Below are 21,170 nucleotides of genomic sequence, written 5' to 3'. Positions count from 1 at the left end.
TGACCAGCCTGGCGGAAATCAATCGGGTGACGAAGGACTAAGCGCCCTCATCCGCCCTTCGGGCACCTTCTCCCGCAAGCGGGAGAAGAAGGCGATACGCGATCTCCCGCAAGCGGGAGAAGAAGGCGATACGCGATCTCCCGCAAGCGGGAGAAGGGAGTTCTGGCTACCTTCCAGCAGGGTCTGTGCAGCAATGCGGTCACCAATCCCCAATGCCGAATGCCCAATCCCGGCCTTCCAGCTACTCCATCCCCAGCTTCTTGAGCTTGTAACGCAAAGCCCGAAAGGTGATGCCCAGCTGCGCGGCGGTCTTGGTCTTGTTCCAGCGGTTTTCTTCCAGGGCCTTCTGGATCGCTGCGCGCTCCAGTTGCTCGATGTAGGAGGGCAGGGCGGCCGAGGCGGGGTCGATGTCGACCACCGCTTCGCGCGGTTCGGCCGCGGTGGCGCCGGTGGGGGCGGCCAGGCGGTGGCCGCCATGGGCGGGCAGGCGCAGGTCGCTGGCGCTGATCTGGTCGTCTTCTGCCAGGGCCAGGGCGCGTTCGAGGATGTTTTCCAGCTCGCGCACATTGCCGGGAAAGCCGTATTGATCCAGCGCGTCCAGGGCCGAGGGGGTCAGCAGCGGAATCGGCCGCCCGTGGCTGTGGGCCAGCCGCGCGATGATCGCGGCGGCCAGTTGCGGCAGGTCGCCACCACGTTCGCGCAGTGGCGGTACACGCAGCTCGATCACGTTGATGCGGTAGTACAGGTCGTGCCGAAAACGGCCATCGGAGACCAGGTCGCCCAGGTCCTTGTGGGTGGCCGAGAGGATGCGCACATCCACCAGGGTCTCGCCGGACGCGCCGACCGGGCGCACCGATTTTTCCTGGATCGCCCGCAACAGCTTGACCTGCATCTGCAGCGGGAGTTCGGCCACTTCGTCCAGGAACAGGGTGCCGCCATGGGCGGCCTGGAACAGGCCGGGCTTGTCGGCGTGCGCGCCGGTGAAGCTGCCCTTCTTGTGGCCGAAGAATTCGCTTTCCATCAGTTCGGCGGGGATGGCGCCGCAGTTGACCGGGATGAACGGCCCGGCCGTACGCGCGCCCTGTTCGTGGATGGTACGCGCGACCAGCTCCTTGCCCACGCCCGATTCGCCGACGATATAGACCGGCGCCTGGCTGCGCGCGACCTTGGCGATGGTGGCGCGCAGGCTCTCCATCGCGCTGGAATCGCCGAGCAGCCGGCTGGCCTGCTCGGGCGGCGGGGCAGGCGCCGCTGCCCGGTCGCGGTTGTTCAATTCCAGGGCGTGCTTGACCAGGCCACGCAGCACGCTGATGTCCACCGGCTTGCTGACGAAGTCGAACGCGCCGGCCTTGAGCGCTTCCACCGCCAGGTCCATGCTGCCGAAGGCGGTGATCATCGCCACCGGGGTCTGCGGGTAATGCTTGGCGATTTCGGTGACCAGCTCGATGCCGTTGCCGTCGGGCAGGCGCATGTCGGTCAGGCACAGGTCGTAGGGGTTGCTGGCCAGCAGCTCGCGTGCTTCGGCCAGGTTGGCCGCCGTGCTGATGCGCAGGCCCATCCGCCCCAGGGTGAGAACAAGCAGTTCACGGATATCGCGCTCGTCGTCGACGACCAGGGCACTTTTCGGTTCGTTCATATTGCCCACGATAGCCCAGCGTGATGACAGTCCACAATTGTCGGCGCTATTCGACCCGGAGCGTCATCCCCCTTGCGCGAACGGTTTACGCAGCGGAGTTGGAAGAGGTTGTCGGCCACCTGCCAAAGGACGGAACCGCAACGGAGCGACGGGCGCGCCGGTCTGCGCATGCGGCGACGCATCAGCTCACTTGCCCAGCAGCCCGTTGGGTCCTTGCAACAGGATCCGGAAGCAGGCACCGCCGCCGGGCACCGGTACGTAGTCCAGTTGCGCCTGATTGGCGCGGCACAGCTCCTGGGCGATGTACAGACCGAGCCCGGTGCCGTGTTCGGAGGTGGTGTAGAAGGGGCGGAACAGCTGGGCGGCCACCGTTTCCGGAATGCCCGGGCCCCGGTCGACCACATCGATGATGGCCATGCGCTCCTGGTGTTCGACGCGCAGCTTCACCCGCGCCGGTTCGTCCATGATCCGGCCGTACTTGAGTGCGTTGTGTACCAGCGCGGTCAGGATCTGGTGCAGGTGCTTGGGGTCGACCAGCGCATGCACCGAACTCCCTTGGATGCTGGCCTCGAGGATGTCGGTTTCCATCGACAGCGTCTGCCGGTACTCGACCACGAAGCGGCGGACGAAGGCGGCCAGATCCAGGTTTTCGGGATTGGCGCGCTCGCGGCGGGCCAGCCCCAGGACGCTTTCGACGATGCCGTTGGTGCGCTGGCACTGCTGGTGGATGATCTGTAGCAGGCGGCGGTCGGCATCGCCGATATCCGGCGACTCTTCCAGCAGCTGCGAGGCGTAGTTGATCGCCGCCAGCGGGTTGCGGATCTCGTGGGCCAGGCTCGCCGAGAACCGGCCCATCGCCGAGAGCGTGAGCGACTCGGCGCGCCGCGACACCACGCTGGAATCGTCCAGGAACACCAGCACCAGGTCGCTGTCGGCCAGCAGGCGGACGAAGCGCGGCTGCACCTCGGGGCGGTCGGCCCCCAGCTGCAGGGGCGATTCTTCCTGGCGCCAGCCGCTGCGCCAGCGTTGCAGGCGGCGCGCCAGTTCCGGGGTGAGCGTGGCCAGCGACAGCTCGGTGGTGGCCACGCGCCGATCGGCGTCGCCCAGCAGTGCCAGCGCGGCCTCGTTGGCCAGGCTGATGCGGTTGTGCGCATCGATCACCAGCACGCCGGTACGCAGACGGCGAATGATCAGTTCGTTGATCTCGTACAGATTGGCGACCTGCGCGCCGCGTTGTTCGGCCAAGACCTGGTTGCGGCGCGCGCGCGAGGCGATCTGTTCGCAGATGAAGGCCACCGCGACGTAGCTGGTGACGAACATCGCAAGTTCGGCCACCGGGCGCGCGGCGGCCCCGCCTTCGAGCAGGGTCCACAGGTATTCGAGCACGATGGCGGCGCTGGCGAGTACCGCCACGCTCATGCCGTAGCGCAGCCGCAGCAGGGTCGCGGCGGCGGCGACATTGAACAGCAGCATCATCGCGATGCCGGCGCTGGCGCCGGGCAAGGCGTGCGTGGCCAGGGCGGCGGCCAGGATGTCGGCCACCACCGCGCACAGGACGGTGGCGGTCAGGCGGCGCTCGTTGCGGCCCCAGAACAGCAGCGGGATGGCCATCGACAGGTAGCCGATGGCCACTGCTGCGGCCAGGCGCGGATAGCGCGGCCCGGGGATGGCATCGGACAGCGGGCTGAACACCAGTGCGGCGATCAGCCCGGCCACCAGGACCCGGTACAGCGAGAAAAAGTACAGCTCGCGCTGTGGCGCCGACCGGATCCGGTCGATGAGCGATGCGCTGAATGCCACGCCGGGCCCCTTTGCTGAAACGTGACGCGAGTATAGGCAGCTGCGCGGTCGCCCATGGCCACAGGGGCTCGGGATGCCGTGCAACCGCGCAGATCCGGCCGGCAATATCGCCGAATTTTGCGCCGCACGGCGCGGTCGGCCACAATAGGCGGCCCGTTCGCGTCCCATGACGTGCCGCCCCGGCGGTCTGCGTCGCACGCAGCGGTCGTTTCCTTTTCCCACGGTGACGCATGAATTTCCACGAATACCAGTCAAAACAGCTGCTTGCCGAGTACGGCATCCCCGTTCCGGCCGGCAAGGTCGCGGCGACCCCGGACGAAGCGGTTGAAGTCGCCAATTCCCTGGGCAAGGGCCCCTGGATGGTGAAAGCGCAGATCCACGCGGGCGGCCGCGGCAAGGCTGGCGGCGTCAAGTTCTGCAAGACCACCGACGACGTGAAGGCCGCAGCGGCCAAGATGCTCGGCACCAAGATGTCCACCTACCAGACCGCCGGCGTCGAGCTGCCGGTCAACCTGGTGCTGGTGACCACCGCCGGCGAGATCGTCAAGGAGCTGTACCTGTCGATCCTGGTCGACCGCGGCACCAAGACCATCACCTACATCGCCTCCTCCGAAGGCGGCGTGGAGATCGAGCAGGTCGCTGCCGAAACGCCGGAGCTGATCCACTCGCTCAACGTCGATTTCGTCGAGGGCGTGCAGGGCTACCACGGCCGCGATTTCGGCTTCAAGCTGGGCCTGACCGCCAAGCAGGCCGGCCAGTTCGCCAGCATCATGGTGAACCTGTACCGCCTGTTCAACGAAAAGGACCTGGCGCTGGTCGAGATCAACCCGCTGGCGATCCTGGACGACGGCAACCTGTACGCGCTGGACGGCAAGTTCGACAGCGACGACAACGCCGCATTCCGTCAGAAGGCACTGGTCGCCATGCGCGACAAGACGCAGGAAGACGAGACCGAAGTGACCGCGTCGGAGTTGGACATCAACTACGTCACCATGGACGGCAACATCGGTTGCATGGTCAACGGCGCCGGCCTGGCCATGGCCACCATGGACGTCATCAAGCTCAATGGCGGCGAGCCGGCGAACTTCCTGGACGTGGGCGGCGGCGCGAACAAGCAGCGCGTCATCGAAGCGTTCAAGCTGATCCTGTCTTCGGACAAGGTCGAAGGCATCTTCGTCAACATCTTCGGCGGCATCGTCCGCTGCGACATGATCGCCGAAGGCATCATTGCCGCGGTCAAGGAAGTGGGCGTCAAGGTTCCGGTCGTGGTGCGCCTGGAAGGCACCAATGTGGAAGAAGGCAAGCAGCTGCTGCGCGACAGCGGCATGGCCATCATCCCGGCCGACAACATCAACGACGGTGCCAAGAAGGTCGTCGAAGCTGTCAAGAACGCCGCCTGATCCACGACACCGAAGGAACTATCCATGTCCGTTTTGATTAACAAGAACACCAAGGTGATCGTGCAGGGCTTCACCGGCCAGCAGGGCACCTTCCACGCCACTCAGATGATCGAGTACGGCACCCAGGTCGTCGGCGGCGTCACGCCGGGCAAGGGCGGCACCACCCATATCGATCTGCCGGTGTTCAACACCGTGGCCGACGCCGTGCAGAGCACCGGCGCCGATGCATCGGTGATCTACGTGCCGCCGCCGTTCGCGGCCGATGCGATCCTGGAAGCGGCTGCGGCCGGCATCAAGGTCATCGTGTGCATCACCGAAGGCATCCCGGTGCTGGACATGCTGCGCGTCAAGAACGTGCTGACCCGTTCGCATCCGGACACCGTGCTGATCGGGCCGAACTGTCCCGGCGTGATCACCCCGGGCGAGTGCAAGATCGGCATCATGCCGGGCCACATCCACAAGCCGGGCAAGATCGGCATCGTGTCGCGTTCGGGCACCCTGACCTATGAAGCGGTCAAGCAGACCACCGAAGTGGGCCTGGGCCAGAGCACCTGCATCGGCATCGGCGGCGATCCGATCAACGGCCTGAACTTCGTCGACTGCCTCAAGCTGTTCAACGAAGACCCGCAGACCGAAGGCATCATCATGGTTGGCGAAATCGGTGGCGACGCCGAGGAAGCCGGTGCCGAGTACATCAAGAACCATGTCAAGAAGCCGGTCGTGGGCTTCATCGCCGGTGCGTCGGCGCCAGCCGGCAAGCGCATGGGCCACGCAGGTGCGATCGCCTCGGGCGGCAAGGGCACGGCCGAAGGCAAGTTCGCGGCGATGGAAGCCGCTGGCGTCAAGACCGTCCGCTCGCCGGGCGATCTGGGTGCAGCGATCGCCGCGCTGGTGAAGTAAGCGCTCTTCACGCGTGAGCGTGAGCAGTGGAGGCCGCCTTCGGGCGGCCTTTTTTTTTAGCCCTCATCCGCCCTTCGGGCACCTTCTCCCGCAGGCGGGAGAAGGGAGCAGCAACCGCAACAGCAACCGCAACCGCAAAAGCAAAAGCAACCGCAACAGCAAACAGCAAACAGCAACAGCAAACAGCAAACAGCAAACAGCAAACAGCAACAGCAAACAGCAAACAGCAAACAGCAACAGCAAACAGCAAACAGCAAACAGCAACGGCAACGGCAACAGCAACAGCAAACAGCAAACAGCAAACAGCAAACAGCAACGGCAACGGCAACAGCAACAGCAAAATCAACATCAGGAGATGCTGCTGAGATCCTGTTTCCAAGGAATTTCCGGCCGATCGTTGCCGGCCTGATCGACGGAGCACGCCACGGTCATGCAACTTCCGCTGCCCAAGCTCCCGCCGGCTGCGACATCCCCTCTCCCGCTTGCGGGAGAGGGGTAGGGGTGAGGGCGCCTTCCCCGCGGCGATCCCCGACGCCAAAGCGCCATCAGCACCGATAGCACCACCCGGGCGGTACAAACCACCATGGTCATCCCCCTGCCGGGAATGTCCATGCGCCACGCCGCCAAGACCGGATTTGCCAAGCACCTGCGTCGTGAGATGACCGCAGCCGAGCGCGTACTTTGGTATCGGTTGCGCGATCGACGCCTGCTCGGCTTCAAATTCCGGCGTCAGTGTCCCATCGGGCCCTACATCGTCGATTTCGTCTGCCTCGCCCAGGCGTTGATCGTCGAAATCGACGGTAGCCAGCACCTGCTGCCCGACGCGGACGCTACGCGCGATGCCTTCCTGCGCCGCGAGGGCTTCCAGGTGCTGCGCATCTGGAATAATGCAGTTCTGGCAAGCTGCGACGACGTCTGCGAGGTGATCGCACGAGGTCTGCTTGCGGCGCATTCCTCCCTTCCCGCTTCCGTGCTTCGGAAAACTCACGCACAAGGCCGTTGACATGTCCCAGACGCTCCGCATCGCCATGGCCCAGTTCGACTTCCCGGTCGGTGCGGTGGCCCAGAACTCCGACCGCATCATCGCCTTCATCGAGGAGGCGCGCGACGAATTCGGGGCCGACATCGTGCTGTTTCCCGAGTTGGCGATCAGCGGCTATCCGCCGGAAGATCTGCTGTTGCGGCCGGGTTTCCTGGCCCATTGCGAGCAGGCGTTGATGCGGATCGCCGCGGCCACGCGCGGCATCGTGGCGGTGGTGGGCTGGCCGCAGAGTGCCGGTAGCGTGGTGTACAACGCCGCCAGCGTGCTGCGCGATGGGCGCATCGAAGCCACCTACCGCAAGCGCGAGCTGCCCAATTACGCGGTGTTCGACGAGCGGCGCTACTTCGACGTGGACCCGGATGGCGAGGACTGCGTGGTCACGGTCAAGGGCGTGCCGGTGGGTGTGGTGATCTGCGAGGACCTGTGGTTCGCCGAGCCGCTGGCGCGGACGGTGCAGGCCGGTGCCGAACTGGTGCTGGTGCCCAACGCCTCGCCTTACGAGCGCGGCAAGCATGCGCAGCGCGATGCGCTGCTGGCCGAGCGCACGCGCGAAAGCGGCGCAGCGATCGCCTATCTCAATGTGGTCGGTGGTCAGGACGCGCTGGTGTTCGACGGTGCCTCGGTGGTGGCCGACGGCAACGGTACCGTGCACCCGGCGGCGGCGGCCTTCGTGGATCAATGGCTGGTGGTGGACTACGCCGCCGGTGCGCGTAGCTTCACGCCGGTGGTCTGGGTGGACGACGGCGACGAAAGCATGGACGCACTGGCCTGGCGTGCGGTGGTACGGGGCCTGCAGGACTATTGCCGCAAGAACGGCTTCGGCAAGGTCTGGCTGGGCCTGTCCGGTGGCATCGACTCGGCGCTGGTGCTGGCGATGGCGGTGGATGCACTGGGCGCCGACAACGTCACTGCCGTGCGGCTGCCCTCGCGCTATACCGCCGGTCTGTCCAACGATCTGGCCGCCGAGCAGTGCCGCGCGCTGGGGGTGAAGATGGAAACCATCGCGATCGCGCCGGCCTTCGAGGGGCTGCTCGCCGCACTGGGGCCGCTGTTCGAAGGCACCCAGCCGGACATCACCGAGGAAAACCTGCAGTCGCGCAGCCGTGGCGTGATCCTGATGGCATTGTCCAACAAGTTCGGCGGGTTGCTGCTGACCACCGGCAACAAGAGCGAGTACGCGGTGGGCTACGCCACCATCTATGGCGATATGTGTGGCGGTTACGCGCCGCTGAAGGATCTGTATAAGACCGAGGTGTTCGGGTTGGCCAAGTGGCGCAACACGGTGGGCGGCGCACCGGTGATTCCGCCGGCAGTGATCTCGCGCCCGCCATCGGCCGAGCTGCGCGACAACCAGACCGATCAGGATTCGCTGCCGCCCTACGATGTGCTCGACGGCATCCTGTACCGCTATGTCGATCAGGAGCAGTCGCGCGACGACATCGTCGCAGCCGGGTACGCGGCCGACACGGTGGAGCATGTGCTACGGCTGGTGCGGCTCAACGAATGGAAGCGCCACCAGGCTGCGCCCGGGCCGAAGGTGTCGCGCCGTGCATTCGGTCGCGAGCGGCGCTATCCGATCACCAATGGGTATCGCGGCCAGTAAGGGCGCGCTGCAGCGCATGCCGTCTGCGGGTGCGCGGTGCTGCGGGAGAGAGGGCCAGAGCGCGCAAGCCTTGCGGCAGTGTTCCGCGAGCGCACTTGCCGCATGGCCTGGGCGCTGAAGCTGGAACGATTCGCCGGAACGGGGGGGCTGGCCTGGCGGACGGACCTTGGCGGTTGGGCCTGCGGGCGCGCCTGCGATTTCGTCGCCGACCGCAGCCGCCCGCAATGCCTGGTCATGGGGCAGTGCACAGACGGGCGGCCGCATGCCCGTCTGCGCTTCCGGACGTCGGCGCAGGCAGAAAGGCTGTCGCCATCGCGTCGGAAGGACCAGCAAAAGCAAAGGGGCCTTCCGGCCCCTTGCTGCGCTCGTGCGACGATCGAAGATCTCAGTCGCGGTTCATTTGCGCATTGCGCTGACCGCTGGCAGCGGACTTCTCGCCGGCGAACGGATTGAGCTTGCGGATCGCCCAGGGGTACTTCGGCCACTCACCGACCAGCCATGGATGTTGCGGGCTGTTGAGTTCGAGCACGCGGCGGGCGTCGGCGGCCAGGGTCTTGTTGCCCAGATGCGTGTAGGCCTCGGCCAGCACGGCAATGGCGTCGTACTGGTAGGCACTCTGCGGGTAGGTTTCCAGCAGGTAGTTGGCGCGGCCGGCCGCCGACACCCAGGCATTGCGGCGCAGGTAGTACAGCGCGTTGTCCAGCTCGTGCTGGGCGAAGATATCGCGCAGTTCGATCATCCGCAGGCGCGCATCGGCGGCATAGCGGCTGTTCGGGTAGCGATCGGTGACGGTGTTGAAGTCGTTGTAGGCCTGCTGCGGCGAGGACAGGTCGCGGCGGCTGGGGTCCAGCGACCAGACCCGGCGCAGGAACACGGTATCGCGATTGCTGTTGGCCAGCCCGCGCAGGTAGTACAGGTAGGCGATGTTGCGGTGGGTCGGATAGGTGCGGATGAAGCGGTCGACGCTGGAGACGGTGTCTTCATGCTTGCCGGCCTTGTACTGCGCATAGGCGGTTTCGATCATCGCCTGCTCGGTGTACGGGCCGTAGGGATATTGGGCGATCAGGCGCTTGTAGCTGGCTTCGGCGCCGGCCCAGTTGCCCTTCTCCATCAGCTCGTGACCCTTGCCGTACAGTTGCTCGACCGGCATGCCCTCGTCGGGATTCTTGTCCTTGGCGCCGCGGTGACAGCCGGTGACGACGAACGCCATGACCAGCATGAGGGCAATCAGGCGCGCAGGCGCGGAAAACGTGGACCGTCGGATCATGGGTCTGGGCAGGACGCATCAGGAAAACGAAAGGGCGATGATAGCCTAGTGGCCTGTCCGGCGACTGACTCCTGCCGTCCGGACCCCCAAATTCCCGATTTTGCCCGAGTATCCGTGTCCATGTCCGACCCATCTGCCGACCCCGCCGACTCCTCCATCCGTCAGGCGATCGTGCCCGACAGCGCCGCAGGGCGGCGTTTCGACGCGGTGCTGGCCGAGCTGTTCCCCGAATTCTCGCGCTCGCGCCTGTCGGAGTGGATCAAGTCCGGCGATGCGCTGCTGGACGGCGAAATGGCGCGGCCGCGCGATACCTTGCGCGGCGGCGAGAGCGTGCAGCTGCAGGTGGTGCTGGAGACCCAGACCCATGCCGCGCCGCAGGATATCCCGCTGAACGTGTTGTACGAGGACGAGCAGGTGCTGGTGATCGACAAGCCGGCTGGCCTGGTGGTCCACCCGGGCGCCGGCAACCCGGACGGCACCCTGGTCAATGCTCTGCTGTTCCGCGACCCCGCGCTGTCGGCGGTGCCGCGCGCCGGTGTGGTGCACCGCCTGGACAAGGACACCAGCGGCGTAATGGTGGTGGCGCGTACCGTGCAGGCGCAGACCGCGCTGGTGGAACAGCTGTCCGCGCGCGACGTGCACCGCCAGTACCTGGCGGTGGTGGTGGGCGCACTGGTTTCAGGCGGCACCGCCAATGCGCCGATCGACCGCCATCCGCGCGATCGCCTGAAGATGGCGGTGCGCGACGACGGCCGCGATGCGGTCACCCACTACCGTCTGCGCGAGCGCTACCGTGCACACACAGCACTGGAATGCCGGCTTGAAACCGGCCGTACCCATCAGATCCGCGTACACATGGCGCATCTGAAATCGCCGATCGTCGGCGACCCGCTGTATGGCGGCGCGCTCAAGCTGCCCAAGGGCGCCACCGACGCGTTGGTGCACGAGCTGCGCAGCTTCAAGCGTCAGGCGCTGCATGCCGAAACCCTGGAGTTCCTGCACCCGGTCAGCGGCGAGCCGGTACGCGCCACTGCGCCGGTGCCGGCCGACCTGCAGCGGCTGATGGCCGCGCTGCGCGAAGACAGCGCACGCGCCGCCGAGCTGGCGCGCCGCTGAGATGAGCATGGTTGCGCCCTTCATCCTGCCAGCCGACTGGCCGGCGCCGCCCCGTCTGCGGGCGCTGACCACGCTGCGGTATGGCCTGGGCGTGTCGCCGGCGCCGTTCGATACGCTCAACCTGGGCAACCGCAGCAGCCCCGAAGGCGATACGCCTGAACGGGTCGAGCGCAATCGGTCCCTGCTGGTGCAGGCGTTGGCGCTGCCGGGCACGCCGCACTGGTTGCGTCAAGTGCACGGGGTGGGGGTGGTGCGGGTGGGTGCAGCGCCGGTTGCATCCGTTGCCCGTTCCGAAGAGGGCGGCGCCGATGCGCCGGAGCCGGTGGCCGATGCGGCCGTGACCGAGGTGCCGGGCGTGGTGCTGGCGATCCTGACCGCCGATTGCCTGCCGGTGGTGTTCGCTGCCGTCGATGGCAGCGAGGTGGCGGCCGCGCATGCCGGGTGGCGCGGTCTGGCCGATGGCGTGCTGGAGCGCAGCGTGGCGGCGATGCGTACGCCGGCCTCGCAACTGATGGCCTGGCTGGGGCCTGCGGCCGGGCCGCAGGCCTACGAAATCGGCCAGGAGGTGTTCGATGCCTTCACCCACGCTGATCCGCAGGCACTGGCGGCCTTCGTCGTGACGCGGCCGGGTCATTGGCGGGTGGATCTGTATGCGCTCGCCCGCCAGCGCCTGCAGCGCGCCGGCGTCCGCGCCGATGCGATCCATGGCGGCGGCCTTTGCACGATTTCCGATCCGCAGCGTTTCTATTCGCATCGCCGCGACCGTCGCAGCGGACGCATGGCCACCTTGGCCTGGATCGCCCCCTGAACACGCCGCTGTTCGCGCAGGTACTGGGCCATGCGGCATTCGCGCAGTTGCCGGAGCCGGTGCGCGCGCTGCATTCGGTGCGGCAGCGGCAGACCTTTGCCGGACAGGCCCAGATCCGGCGTGGCCGGCACGTGCTGGTTCCTTTGCTGGCATTGCTGAGCCGGCTGCCGCGCAGCGGTGCGGTGGCGGTGGAGGTGGACTTCCTGGTCGATGCGCGGGGCGAGCGCTGGCACCGTCGGTTCGCCGGTCTGCCGATGTACTCGCGGTTATGGCGCGATGGAGAGCGCCTGCGCGAGCACCTGGGCGCAGTGCGCTTCGAGTTCGCATTGCGCGCCGATGCGCAGGCGGTGTACTGGCAGGCGACACGCGTGTGGGCGTTCGGGTGGGTTCCGCTGCCTGCGCGTTGGTTCGAACAGGTGCGGTGCCGCGAGCATGCCGATACCGGCCGTTATGGATTCCTGGTCGACGTGCACCTGCCGCTGGTGGGGCCCTTCATTCGCTACGAGGGTTGGCTTGAACCGCGTTGATAACTCACGGACCGATCCGCGCACCGCGCCGGCCACCATCGTGTTCGACGGGGTCTGCCTGTTGTGCAACGGGTGGGTCAGATTCTTGCTGCGCCACGATCGACGCGGGCGTTATCGCTACGCCGCGATGCAGGGCCAGTCCGGGCGCGCGCTGCTGCAACGGCATGGGCTGGACCCGGACGATCCGTTGTCGTTCCTGCTCGTGGAGGGCTGCGGCGCCTGGACCGATAGCGATGCCATCGTGCGCGTGCTGGCGGGCCTGGGCGGCCTGTGGCGGCTGGCTGCGGTGTTGCGCATGATTCCGCGAGGGGTGCGCGATAGCGGCTATCGGCTGATCGCGCGCAATCGTTATCGCTGGTTCGGCCGCAGCGAGCACTGCATGCTGCCCACGCCCGAACAACGCGCACGGTTCCTGGACTGACGTACTGCGGCGTGGATGGGGGAGTTTCTATCCTGACATCGCGATCGGGCACACCGATGCGCTGTTCGTGGGAGCGCGCTGAGCGCGACCGGCATGCCGGGAAAGCGCTGTCGCGCCCGGGTGCGCTGCTACAAATCGCGCGATTTCCCGGGCCTACGCTGCGTTATGGAAGCTGGCGCGCACGACAGTGGAGGGGCGGGTGTCGGGCTGCAGACGGAAGATCGCCACCGCATCGGCCAGTTCTACCGCCTGTTCCTCCAGGCTGCGCGCGGCGGCGGTGGCTTCTTCCACCAGCGCGGCATTGCGTTGGGTGACCTCGTCCAGCTGCGCCACGGTGCGGTTGACCTGTTCGATACCGCTGGATTGTTCGGCGCTGGCCGCGGTGATCTCGCCCATGATGTCGGTGACATGCTTCACCGAGCCGACGATCTCGCGCATGGTCGCGCCGGCGCGATGCACCAGGCCCGAGCCCAGTTCCACCTTGTCGGTGGAGTCGGCGATCAGCGTCTTGATCTCCTTGGCGGCATCGGCCGAGCGCCGCGCCAGGGCGCGCACTTCCGAGGCCACCACCGCAAAGCCACGGCCCTGCTCGCCGGCGCGCGCCGCTTCCACGGCGGCATTGAGCGCCAGGATGTTGGTCTGGAATGCGATGCCGTCGATGACGCCGATGATCTCGCCGATCTTGCGCGAGGCCGTGCTGATCTGGCTCATGGTGGCGACCACGTCGTCCATCACCTGGCCGCCACTCTGCGCGATTTCGCCGGTGCCCACCACCAGGCGGTTGGCCTGCAATGCGCTGTCGGCGTTCTGCTTCACGGTGGAGGTCAATTCCTCCATCGAACTGGCGGTTTCTTCCAGGTTGGCGGCCTGTTGTTCGGTGCGCTCGGACAGGTCGGTGTTGCCGGCGGCGATTTCCACCGCGGCCTGGCGAATGGTGTCCGATGCGGTCTGGATGCCGCCGATGATCTCGGTCAGACGCGCGACGGTCTGGTTGGTGTCGTCGCGCAGACGCGCAAAGATGCCGTGCGCATCGCCGTCCACGCGCTGGGTGAGGTCGCCCTCGGCCAGCGCGCCGATCACGCGTGCCAACGCCGCAAGGTGGGTCTCCACCGAGTCGTAGATGCGGTTGATGCCTTGCGCCAACGACAGCAGCACGCCGTCCATGCCGTCGACCTGCATGCGGCGGCTGAAGTCGCCAGCCGATGCCGCGTCGATGATCTGGATCAGCGCCTGCTCGGCGTTGACCTGCGCGGTGACATCCATCCACTGCGCGATGGTGCCCAGCTTGGTGCCGTCGGCAGCGATGATCGGGCTGTACACGAAGTCGATCTGGCGGCCGAAGAACGGGGCGCGCACGGCCTTGGATGCATTCAACGCGCGCATGCGGTCGATGGCCGCCTGGCTGTCCGGATAGATGTCGCCGATGCTGCCGCCGACGAAGCCTTCGGCATTGAAGGTGGGGCGGAAGCTCTGCACATCCGGCTCGATCAGCTTGAGCATCGCCAGCAGCTTGCGGTTGGCGAACAGCACCTGGCCATCGTCGTCGGCGATGCGGATCATGGTGTCCAGGTCGTCCAGCGCCTTGATCACGAATTCGCCATGCCGCAAGCCTTGTTCCATGACGTCGATACGGATGGCCAGCTTGTCCTGGGTCACCTGCAAGGCATGCAACAGCGGGGCGAGTTCGCCCGACGCAGTGCGCAGGTCCAGGCGCTGGAACCGCTCTTCGCCGATCGCCGTGACCACCGCGAGCGCCTGCTTAAGCTGCGCTCGCTGGGCGCGACGTGCCCACCAGGCGATGCCCGCGCTGGCAGCCACCGCGGCCAGCAGCGCCGGCAGGAGGCGGGTCAGGCCGTGCCAGACGCCACCGGGCATCAGCGCGGCAGCGTAGAGCGCCAGCAAGACCAGCAACCCTGCCGGCGCGGCGGTCGCCAGCCAGGCAGCCCAACCGGTGCGCGCACCGGTCAGGCCGGCCGACGGTCGCGAAAGGGGGGCAGTGTGTTTGGGCAACATAGGCTGAGCTCGACTGACATGATCTGGGATGGGGGGCGGGTATCCGGCAGTCCGTGGTCTGCAAGGGAACTATCGGCAGCTGAGGCCGAATCATGATGGGGTGAGGGCTGCCGCTGGTCGGAATGCGCTTGCCGATCAGTCGAGTGAGCGGATGTCATTGATTTCAGGACGAATTTTGTGGAACTCAAGCGGCACGCAGGGAAACTCCCTGGCGAACAAGTGCTCGGAAAATGTAAATTCGATGTGAATTCAGTTCGCTAGGGCAGGCTGTTCGGCACGCAAACACGGCGGCCACGCGATCGCACGTGCGGCAGGAAGCTGGCGCGCCGCACGTCGGCATAGGCAGGCCGCTCCATGACCGCAGCGCAGGCTGGCATCGACTGCGGCATCGGCGAATCGGCCAGATCGGCTTCGCCATTGCACCGCGATGCGAACGCACGTCGCCGTCGGGCTGCGTCGGTCGCTCCGCAGCCCAACGCGCGCTGCCAAGCGCCGCTGGCCCATAAAAAAAACCGGCCGTCTTGCGACGACCGGTCGAGTGCTGACGCCCGAAGCAGGGATTACCTGTCCGGGGCAGGCGGTGCGCCGTCCGGCAATGTCCAGGCGATCACGCTGTCGCCGGACTTGGTTTCCATGCGGTCGTGTCCACCCACCGCGGCCACGATGTACTGCTTGCCATCGATGGTGTAGCTCATCGGCGCACCCTGCGGGCCGGCCGGCACGCGGGTCTCCCACACCTGCCTGCCGGTGCGGGTGTCGAAGCCGCGTATGAAATCGTCCAGGGTCGCGCCAATGAAGGTCACGCCGCCGGCGGTGGCGAGCGAGCCGCTGTTGTTGGGGGTGCCGATCTCGAACTTGGTCCTGGACGGCACGCCCATCGGGCCCTGGTCGTAACCGGTGCCCAGCGGGCGCCGCCACAGCACCTGCTGGGTGCGCAGATCGACACCGGCGATGTAGCCCCACGGCGGCGCCACGCACGGGGTGTTGAGCGGCGACATCCACGGCTCCTTGCGGGCACCGTAGGCCAGGCCCTTCTGGGCCATGTAGCCGGGTGTCCTGCTCTTGCCGTCGAACACCGACACCACGCCCAGTTCGTCCATTTTTTCGCGGGTATAGACCTGCAGGGTGTAGGGCAGGCGATTGCTGTTCATCACCATGATGCCGCGCTGCAGGTCCACCGAGACGCCGCCCCAGTTGATTCCACCATGGTTGCCGGTGAAGGCCAGCGAGCCCTGCAGGGTCGGCGGGGTGAACATGCCTTCGTAACGCAGCTTCTTGAACTGGATGCGGCAGGCCAGCTGGTCGAACGGGGTCATGCCCCAGGCGTCGGATTCGATGATGGTCTCCACCTCGCGGCTGGGCGCGCCCACGGTATTGGGCATGCCGGGCGAGATCGGCTGGGTGGCCGCGGTCCAGTCGCCGTGATCAGTGCCCTGCGGCACCGGGATCTGCTTGACCGGCATCAACGGTTCGCCGGTGGCGCGGTCCAGCACGAACACCTGCCCGGACTTGGTGGCCTGGATCACCGCCGCACGGGTGCCGCCGCCGGCCACCGGCCAGTCGACCAGGTTCGGCTGCGGGCCGATGTCGTAGTCCCACAGGTCGTGGTTGACGGTACGGAAGTGCCAGCGCTCCTTGCCGGTGGCCGCATCCACGGCCACCAGCGCGGCAGTGTATTCCTCGTCCTGCGGAGTGCGGCCCTTGCCGAAGAAGTCGCCGGAGGCATTGCCGGTGGGCAGATAGACCAGGCCCAGCTCGTCGTCGGCAGCCATCAGCGACCACACGTTCGGCGTCGAACGGGTATAGGTCTGTCCGGCCGGCGGCTCGGCGGTGATCGCCGGATTACCCAGGTCCCAGGCCCAGCGCAGCTGGCCGGTCAGCGCATCGAAGCCGCGCACCACGCCGGACGGCGCGTCGCCCTCCTGGCCATCGCGTACCTGGCCAGTCGGCTGGATCACCACCCCGCGCATCACCACCGGCGGCGAGGTCGGGCCCACGAAGCCCGGCTTGGTGTTGCCGGTGCCGGCATTCAGATCGACATACCCGTTATTGCCGAAGCTGGTGCACAGCTTGCCGGTTTGCGCATCCAGTGCGCCCAGGCGGCCATCGACCATTGGCCAGAAGATCCGCGTCGGGCACTCGGCGGTGCCTTGCGGCGCCTGGTAGTAGGACACGCCACGGCAGGTGGTGGCAGCCACGCCGGCCATCGCCTTCGGATCGGTCTGCGGATCGAAGCGCCAGCGCTCCTTGCCGTTGGCCGCCTCCACCGCGATCACCTTCTGGGTGGGGGTGCAGATGTACAGCAGGTCGCCGACCTTGAGCGGGGTGTTCTGGAAGGCATAGCCCAGCTTGGAACCGGCCGGCTTCAGATCGCCGGTATGGAATTCCCAGGCGACCTTGAGATTTTTCACGTTGTCCGGCGTGATCTGCGCACCGGGCGTGTAGTGATTGGACAGATTGGAACCGGCATATGCGGTCCAGTTGCTGGCGTCGTGATTGGCGGCGACGTTGCCATCGGGGCTGGGTACGGTGCCGCGGCTGAAGGCCGCCGCATCGTTCGTCGGTTGCTGGGACGCATCGGCCAGCTCGACGTTGCGCGGCACGAACAACGGCCACAGGATCAGCGCTGCACCCAGCACCGGCAGCACTCCGGCGACCACCGCGTAACCCAGGCCCGACACCGGCTGCATGCGCCGACGCGCCACGCCCCAGAACGGCAGCAGCGCCAGGCCCAGTACCGAAATCCAGGCCAGCCGCGGGACCAGGCCCCAGCCGTCCAGGCCCACTTCCCACAACGCCCAGGCGATGGTGGCAGCCAGCGTGGCGCCAAACAGCCATAGGCCGGCGCGTTTGCCCAGCGCGAGCAGTGCACCGGCCGCGAATAGGGCAATACCGGCCAGCAGGTAGTACCAGGAACCGCCGACGGCCACCAGGCGGCCGCCTTCGTAGGCGAGGACCGCGCCGAGCACGGCGATCACGAGCGCATAGGCCACCAGCAACCAGGTGCCTGCCCCACGTTTTGAGGATTGATCAGTCATTTTGAGATGTCAGGAAGGACCTGGGGCCGCAGCGGGCGACAGGTCGTGGAGGGAGACAGGTCGCTCGGTGGCAAGGATTGCCGGCGGCCTGGAGATGAACGCGCAGCCCCTCCCAGGGTCCTCTGCGCCAATCACGCGAATATTTTAGCCCCCCAGGCGCTGCGTGTCCGTGACGGAATGGGAACCAGCGTTCCGGACTGCACACCAGACGTACCGGACCATGTGTTTGCGTCGGAACGCGCGTTGCGGTGGAAGGCGCGGAGAACTGCAGGTCGCCTGCGGTTTTGCCCTCATCCGCCCTTCGGGCACCTTCTCCCGCAGGGAGAAGGGATCAGATGTCGGGCTCCCGCAGGGAGAAGGGATCAGATGTCGGGCTCCCGCAGGGAGAAGGGATCAGATGTCGGGCTCCCGCAGGGAGACGGGATCAGATGCCGGACTTTCGCAGGGAGAAGGGATCAGATATCGGCGAGCGCCTGCAGATAGCGCTGGCGCCAGTGACCGATATTGTTCTTGCGCAGGTGGTCCATCATGGCGTGCCAGCGTTCGATGCGTGTGGCCAGCGGCATGCCGGCGGCGGTGGCGATCGCATCGGCCACGCCGTCCAGGTCGTGCGGGTTGACCAGCAGGGCTTCCTTCATCTCGTCCGCTGCGCCGGCCAGCAGGGACAGCACCAAAACGCCCGGATCCTTCGGGTCCTGTGCGGCGACGAATTCCTTGGCCACCAGATTCATGCCATCGCGCAGCGGCGTGACCAGGCCCACCGACGCGGCCCGATAGAAGCCGGTCAGCGTGGCGTGGCTGAAGTTCTGGTTGACGTAACGTAGCGGGGTCCAGTCGGGTTCGGCGTGCCCGCCGTTGATATGGCCGGCGATCTGCTCCAGCTGCCCGCGCAACTGCCGGTATTCGGTGACGTCGCCACGCGAGACCGGCGCGATCTGCAGATAGGTCAGGCTGCCGGATTGATCGGGATAACGTTCCAGATAGCGCTCGAAGCCCTGGAACCGCTCTGGCAGGCCCTTGGAGTAATCCAGGCGATCCACGCCGATGGCCAACTGACGGCCGCGCAGACTTTCGCGCAGATCGCGCACCGATTGCTTGCCGACTGCCGCCTTGGCCTGGTTGGCGATCAGATCGGTATCGATGCCGATCGGAAACGACGCCGCACTGAACCGGCGTCCGCCCGGGCCCTCCACCTGGTCGCCCTCCAGCACGCGTCCGCCCCCGAACAATCGCACATAGGCCTTGAAGCGCTCGGCATCGCGCTGGGTCTGGAAGCCGACCAGATCGTACGCATAGAACGTACTGAACAAACGCGCGTGATCGGGCATGGCCTGCACCAGATCGGCCGAGGGCATCGGCACATGCAGGAAGAACCCCATCTTGCAGCCCACGCCCAGCTCGCGCAGCATCGCGCCGAGCGGAATCATGTGGTAGTCGTGGATCCACAAGGTGTCGCTGTCTTTCAGCAGCGGCGCGAGTTTTTCCGCGAACAGCCGATTGACGCGCATATAGCCTTCGCGGGTGGCGCGATCGTAGTCGACCAGATCCAGGCGGAAGTGCAGCAGCGGCCACAGCGTGCGGTTGGCGAAGCCGTTGTAGTACGAGTCGATGTCGCGCTTGTTGAGGTCCATGGTGACGAAGGTGATGTCGCCTTCGGTCTGCTCGTGCAGGCCGCCGCTATCGCCGCGCACGGTCTTGCCGCTCCACCCGAACCACATGCCGCCACGTTCCTTGAGCGCGGCCAGCAACCCCACCGCCAGACCGCCGGCCCGGTTTTCGCCGGGAACGGCGACGCGATTGGACACCACCACCAAACGACTCATGACGCCTCCTGCCAGCTCCGCGACAAGCGCATCGCTGCGATGATCAAACCGACGTGCGAATAGGTCTGCGGGAAATTGCCCCAGGCTTCGCCGTCCTCGAACGATAGGTCTTCCGACAGCAAGCCGAGGTGATTACGGCGCGAAAGGATACGTTCGAACAATTCACGTGCTTCGTCCTTGCGGCCGATGGCAGCGAGCGCATCGATGTACCAGAAGGTGCAGATGGTGAAGCTGGTTTCCGGCTCACCGAAGTCATCCGGCGCGATGTAGCGATACAGGGCATCGCCATGCTTGAGCACGCGGCCGACGGCTTCGACCGTGCGCACGAAGCGGACGTCGTCGTTGGCGACGATGCCGATATCGGCCAGCAACAGCAGCGATGCATCCAGGCGGTGGCCGCCGAGCGTGTCGGTGAAGTGGCCGCGCTCCTCGCTCCAGGCCTCATTCAATACGCGTTCGCGGATGCTGTCGGCGCGCTCGCGCCAGTACGCCACGCGCTCGGGCAGCACCAGTCGATCGGCGATCTTGGACAGGCGGTCGCAAGCGGCCCAGCACATTGCCGCGGTGTAGGTGTGTACCTCGGCGCGGCCGCGGAACTCCCACAGGCCGGCATCGGGCACGTTGTGCAATGCGTAGGCACGCTCGCCCAATGGCTCCAGCCGGCGGAAGGTGTCGGCATCGCCCTGATCCTTCAGGCGCAGGTCGAAGAACAGCTGCGTGGAGGCCAGCACCACGCTGCCATAGACGTCGTGCTGCTGCTGGATCCAGGCCAGGTTGCCGCGGCGTACCGGGCCCATGCCGCGGTAGCCGGTCATCGTCTCGACTTCGTGCTCCTCCAGCTGCGATTCGAAGCCGATGCCATAGAGCGGCTGCATGGTGCCGTCGCTGGTGGCGATATTGAAGATGTAGCCGATGAACTGCTCCATCGTGCGGGTGGCGCCGAGCCGATTGAGCGCGCGCACCACGAACGCCGCATCGCGCAGCCAGCAGTAGCGGTAATCCCAGTTGCGCGGCGTGTTCGGCGCCTCCGGGATCGAGGTGGTCATCGCGGCAATAATCGCGCCGCTGTCCTCGTACTGGCACAGTTTGAGCGTGATCGCGCTGCGGATCACCGCTTCCTGCCAATCCAGCGGAATGGAGAGGTAGCGCACCCATTCGCGCCAGTATTCCTCGGTGCGCTCCTGCGCTTCCTGCACATAGCCGGTCAGCGAGCGGGTCAGCGATTCGTCCACGCCCAGCACCAGACTGACCGGGTGGCTGAGCACGAACGGCAGCCCATCGCGCACGAAGCGCACCGGCACGTCGGTGGTCAGGCGCAGGGTGAATTCCGGCAACACCCAACGGATGTGATTGCTGCCCCAGGTGATCTCAGGCATGCGGCCGCCCCAGTCGGCCAGCGGGCGCGCACGCACGATGATGCGCGGGTTGCCGGCCAGCGGGCGGATCTGCCGGATGATGCTCACCGGCCGGTAGAAACGGCCGTTGTTGCGCCAGCGCGGCGCGAAGTCGATCACTTCGACTTCGCCACCCTTGCTGTCGCGCAGCACCGTGCGCAATACGGCGGTATTGGGGAGATAGTGCTGCTCGCTGCTGGTGAAATCTTCCAGCTCCACGGCGAAGTCGCCGCCCTCGGTCTTGGGCGACAGCAACGCACAGAATGCGGGGTCGCCGTCGAAGGCGGGCAGGCAACTCCAGACCACGCGTGCCTGCCGATCCACCAACGCGCCGAAGCTGCAGTTGCCGATGACGCCCAGATCCAGGTTTGGCTCGGTCATG

At 66.5% G+C, this 21,170-nt stretch carries 16 protein-coding genes; 8 read left to right on the top strand and 8 right to left on the bottom strand.

The window, feature by feature from the left end:
* Nucleotides 1-241: 241 nt before the first annotated feature.
* A complete protein-coding gene (locus LL964_RS09125) occupies nt 242-1,636 on the bottom strand; it encodes a sigma-54-dependent transcriptional regulator (protein WP_167395254.1) in 1,395 nt (464 codons plus the stop codon).
* 186 nt (nt 1,637-1,822) lie between these two features.
* Entirely contained in the window at nt 1,823-3,436 is a 1,614-nt protein-coding gene (locus tag LL964_RS09120; protein ID WP_104586654.1) for a sensor histidine kinase, read from the bottom strand.
* A gap of 230 nt (nt 3,437-3,666) precedes the next feature.
* Between LL964_RS09120 and sucC the strand changes: the two genes are divergently transcribed.
* Both sucC and sucD read left to right on the top strand, forming a co-directional pair.
* A complete protein-coding gene (gene sucC, locus LL964_RS09115; RefSeq protein ID WP_029220456.1) occupies nt 3,667-4,836 on the top strand; it encodes an ADP-forming succinate--CoA ligase subunit beta in 1,170 nt (389 codons plus the stop codon).
* A 24-nt stretch (nt 4,837-4,860) separates the two neighbouring features.
* On the top strand, nt 4,861-5,736 hold the full coding sequence (gene sucD / locus LL964_RS09110; protein WP_104586653.1) for a succinate--CoA ligase subunit alpha: 876 nt from the start codon (nt 4,861-4,863) through the stop codon (nt 5,734-5,736).
* A gap of 7 nt (nt 5,737-5,743) precedes the next feature.
* On the opposite strand, the gene LL964_RS09105 is transcribed toward sucD, so the two are convergent.
* Nucleotides 5,744-6,085: a hypothetical protein gene (locus tag LL964_RS09105; protein ID WP_167395253.1), complete on the bottom strand. Its 342-nt coding sequence runs from the start codon at nt 6,083-6,085 to the stop codon at nt 5,744-5,746.
* A 261-nt stretch (nt 6,086-6,346) separates the two neighbouring features.
* Here LL964_RS09105 and LL964_RS09100 point away from each other — a divergent pair, with 261 nt between their 5' ends.
* Together LL964_RS09100 and LL964_RS09095 are read left to right on the top strand one after the other, a co-directional pair.
* Nucleotides 6,347-6,739 (top strand): endonuclease domain-containing protein, encoded by a 393-nt coding sequence (locus tag LL964_RS09100; protein WP_228329410.1) that lies wholly within the window; start codon nt 6,347-6,349, stop codon nt 6,737-6,739.
* Between the two features lies 1 nt (nt 6,740).
* On the top strand, nt 6,741-8,381 hold the full coding sequence (locus LL964_RS09095; RefSeq protein ID WP_104586650.1) for an NAD+ synthase: 1,641 nt from the start codon (nt 6,741-6,743) through the stop codon (nt 8,379-8,381).
* A 385-nt stretch (nt 8,382-8,766) separates the two neighbouring features.
* Here the strand turns inward: LL964_RS09095 and LL964_RS09090 are convergent, their stop codons facing one another.
* On the bottom strand, nt 8,767-9,648 hold the full coding sequence (locus LL964_RS09090) for an outer membrane protein assembly factor BamD (RefSeq protein WP_104586649.1): 882 nt from the start codon (nt 9,646-9,648) through the stop codon (nt 8,767-8,769).
* Nucleotides 9,649-9,768: 120 nt separating this feature from the next.
* Between LL964_RS09090 and rluD the strand changes: the two genes are divergently transcribed.
* The 4 genes from rluD to LL964_RS09070 are packed head-to-tail and all read left to right on the top strand — an operon-like array spanning nt 9,769 to nt 12,520.
* A complete protein-coding gene (rluD, locus tag LL964_RS09085) occupies nt 9,769-10,764 on the top strand; it encodes a 23S rRNA pseudouridine(1911/1915/1917) synthase RluD (protein WP_104586648.1) in 996 nt (331 codons plus the stop codon).
* A 1-nt stretch (nt 10,765) separates the two neighbouring features.
* On the top strand, nt 10,766-11,572 hold the full coding sequence (pgeF, locus tag LL964_RS09080) for a peptidoglycan editing factor PgeF (RefSeq protein WP_104586647.1): 807 nt from the start codon (nt 10,766-10,768) through the stop codon (nt 11,570-11,572).
* Nucleotides 11,569-12,099, top strand: a complete 531-nt coding sequence (locus LL964_RS09075; RefSeq protein ID WP_104586843.1) for a DUF4166 domain-containing protein — start codon at nt 11,569-11,571, stop codon at nt 12,097-12,099. The genes pgeF and LL964_RS09075 overlap by 4 nt, the downstream gene beginning before the upstream one ends.
* Complete coding sequence (locus LL964_RS09070; protein ID WP_104586646.1) at nt 12,023-12,520, top strand: thiol-disulfide oxidoreductase DCC family protein; 498 nt, start codon at nt 12,023-12,025, stop codon at nt 12,518-12,520. Before LL964_RS09075 ends, LL964_RS09070 begins: the two co-directional genes overlap by 77 nt.
* 153 nt (nt 12,521-12,673) lie before the next feature.
* Here LL964_RS09070 and LL964_RS09065 read toward each other — a convergent pair whose 3' ends face one another.
* The 4 genes from LL964_RS09065 to LL964_RS09050 all read right to left on the bottom strand — a co-directional run bounded on the left by LL964_RS09065 (nt 12,674) and on the right by LL964_RS09050 (nt 21,169).
* Nucleotides 12,674-14,533 carry a methyl-accepting chemotaxis protein gene (locus tag LL964_RS09065; protein ID WP_104586645.1) on the bottom strand — a complete coding sequence of 620 codons (1,860 nt, stop codon included), beginning with the start codon at nt 14,531-14,533 and terminating at the stop codon, nt 12,674-12,676.
* Between the two features lie 560 nt (nt 14,534-15,093).
* Nucleotides 15,094-17,532 (bottom strand): membrane-bound PQQ-dependent dehydrogenase, glucose/quinate/shikimate family, encoded by a 2,439-nt coding sequence (locus LL964_RS09060; RefSeq protein WP_208621412.1) that lies wholly within the window; start codon nt 17,530-17,532, stop codon nt 15,094-15,096.
* Nucleotides 17,533-18,026: 494 nt separating this feature from the next.
* A complete protein-coding gene (gene otsA, locus LL964_RS09055) occupies nt 18,027-19,394 on the bottom strand; it encodes an alpha,alpha-trehalose-phosphate synthase (UDP-forming) (protein ID WP_104586642.1) in 1,368 nt (455 codons plus the stop codon).
* Nucleotides 19,391-21,169: a glycoside hydrolase family 15 protein gene (locus LL964_RS09050; protein WP_104586641.1), complete on the bottom strand. Its 1,779-nt coding sequence runs from the start codon at nt 21,167-21,169 to the stop codon at nt 19,391-19,393. The genes otsA and LL964_RS09050 overlap by 4 nt, the downstream gene beginning before the upstream one ends.
* Nucleotide 21,170: the final 1 nt, after the last annotated feature.

It is taken from the genome of Xanthomonas melonis (genome assembly GCF_020783655.1).
In the GTDB taxonomy this organism is placed as follows: Bacteria; Pseudomonadota; Gammaproteobacteria; order Xanthomonadales; family Xanthomonadaceae; genus Xanthomonas; species Xanthomonas melonis.
The sequence above is the reverse complement of the archived record's forward strand: the minus strand, read 5'-3'. Positions and strand labels throughout refer to the sequence as shown.